This window comes from Clostridium sp. SM-530-WT-3G, assembly GCF_012843905.1.
GTDB lineage: Bacteria > Bacillota > Clostridia > Clostridiales > Clostridiaceae > Clostridium.
The window spans coordinates 1-2,408 of sequence record NZ_JABAGC010000082.1 but is presented as its reverse complement, the minus strand read 5'-3'; the positions used below and the strand labels follow the sequence as shown (position 1 = coordinate 2,408).

1 protein-coding gene and 1 pseudogene are annotated in these 2,408 nt (G+C 30.5%); both read right to left on the bottom strand.

Going from position 1 to position 2,408, the window contains the following annotated elements; all coding sequences use genetic code 11:
- Nucleotides 1-1,688: N-acetylmuramoyl-L-alanine amidase family protein (locus HF850_RS16065; protein WP_169106274.1), on the bottom strand; the 1,688-nt coding region annotated here is incomplete at its 3' end.
- 491 nt (nt 1,689-2,179) lie between these two features.
- Nucleotides 2,180-2,408 (bottom strand): annotated as a pseudogene (locus HF850_RS15300) (hypothetical protein); the annotation flags it as partial.

The following is a 2,408-nucleotide window of genomic DNA, read 5'->3' as shown; positions in this document are numbered from 1 at the left end:
TCACCATTTGATGGGTTCATGTAGAACCATTTTCCGCTGTATGGAGATTGTACCCAACCAGTTTGCATGTCACCATTTGTTGGATCCATGTAGAACCATTTTCCACTGTATGGAGATTGTACCCAACCAGTTTGCATTACACCAGTTGTTGGATCCATGTAGAACCATTTTCCGCTTAATGGAGATTGGAACCATCCTTTAACTGTTGTTCCATCAGCATTTACATAAGTGTAAGTACCATCAGCAGCTTGATTCCATCCAGCTACAACTGGAGCTACTGTATTGTTTGAGTTATTTGAATCATTGTTGTCTGAATCATTATTATCTGAAGTAGAAGAATTAAATCCTACTAATGAGTAAACTTCATTGTTTTTATCCCAAACTACCATATCGTTTGAATCGTAAATTGACATATTTTTCATTGACCCATCAACTCTGTATAACTTATTCCAATCATCAGTGTTGTCAAATTCATAGATATATCCTTCATCTAATCTATAAACATTTCCGTCTACATCTGTATCAACAGCAGTTGCATTTTTAGTTACTGAAGATTCAGCATCTAAGTAGTTTAATGCACCTTTTGATTTTAATCCTGTTGAAGCTACAGTTATTTTACTATCGCTTACTGTATATGCTATTAATCTTCCATTTGCTACTGAAACTTTATCATTGTTAGCCATTTCATAGAAAGCTTTTGCATCTGAAGATACTTTTCCATCTTTATCACATATCATATAGTTTGTTACACTCTTAGCATATTTAGCATCATCTATTTCATCTGAAGCTTGTGCTTTAGAAATTTTTTGGATTACATTGAAGCTATATGAAGTTCCTTCAGTTACAGCTTGAATTACACTTGAATCTGCTGTAGCAACATTTACACCATTAATGCTCTTAATTGATACATCACTACTATTAGCAGTTACTGTAATTGTAGCAGTTCTGTAAATATTGTTATCGTCTTGTCCAATTACCTTTGTATTTGAAACAGATGCACTAACTTTTGAATCTGAAACAGCATTTACTAAATCTTCATTATTTTCTATAACAGAAGTCTTTTGTGTACCACCTGCAGTTGTTATAACTTTAATTGATCCTAAGTTATAATCTCCATCAATGTAGTTTCCATCTATATCTGTGTAAATAGTAGCAGGTTTACCTTCATTTGTTCCGTCAGCTATAGTAACATCGCCACCAACTTTATACCATACTTTTCCGTATTTAGGTCCTGCTAATAAGTTGTCTGCACTAATTGTTGGTAGACCATTTACATTATATCTATCAACATTTCTTAAATTTTTCTTTATTGTTAATTGTAAGTCATCTCTAGTATCAGCTTCTACATCATCATCTGTAACTTTACCAGTATTTAAATCTATGAAGTAATCTCCATTATCAACTGATAAATAATGATCTCCATATAATTCTAAAGTTGATCCTGAATTAACATCTTCTAATTCAGTGTACTTTCCATCTTTTACATAGTATACAGCATCTGTATCTTCGTCAACTATATTTCCGTCAACTACATAAGATCCATCTTTAAATGCTTTTGCTGAATATATAGTTCCATCTTCAGAACTTATTCTCTTGTAATCTGCAGCATGTACTCCTGCTGGTGCTATTGAAGCAACAGTTGTAGCAGCAGCTAATAATGCTGTTAATTTGTTTGCTCTTTTTATCATATCTTCTTTCCCCCCGATATAATATGCTAACATATTTAATAATACTTTTAAATTTTGTAATATAATGTCGTTAAATAAAGAATTATTCCCCAACGACAAGCTTATAATAACATAGATAAAAAGATTTGGGAATAGTTTTTATATTTTTTATAATAAAATTATATTTCCTATCAAAGAACTAAAATACTAATAAGTTAATATATTCATATTTATACTATATAGTCTAATTATTTTTCTATATTATACTACGCAGTACAATATAAATTTGTATTTATTATATTTATTTACCTATTAATCCAAATAAATCAAATCAAAATTTTCTTTAATATTTATCGTAAAATTAGAAAAAAAAACTATCTAAAATCATATATATATTTTATTTAAGTAATAAAAGCTTAATAATTTTTCATATAAAAAAAGACAGCCAACATACTTATTATTAAGTATGTTGACTATCTATATAAGCTATATTACTTTATGATAAACTCTAATTATTGAATCCAAGCTCCGTCAGCACCTAAAACATAACCATTTACAGTTGTGTTAGTAACCATTGCTCCGCTAGCATCCATGTAGTACCATTTTCCACTGTATGGAGATTGTACCCAACCAGTTAACATGTTACCATTTGCTAAGTCCATGAAGTACCATTTTCCACTGTATGGAGATTGTACCCAACCAGTTAACATGTTACCATTTGCTAAGTCCATGAAGTACCAT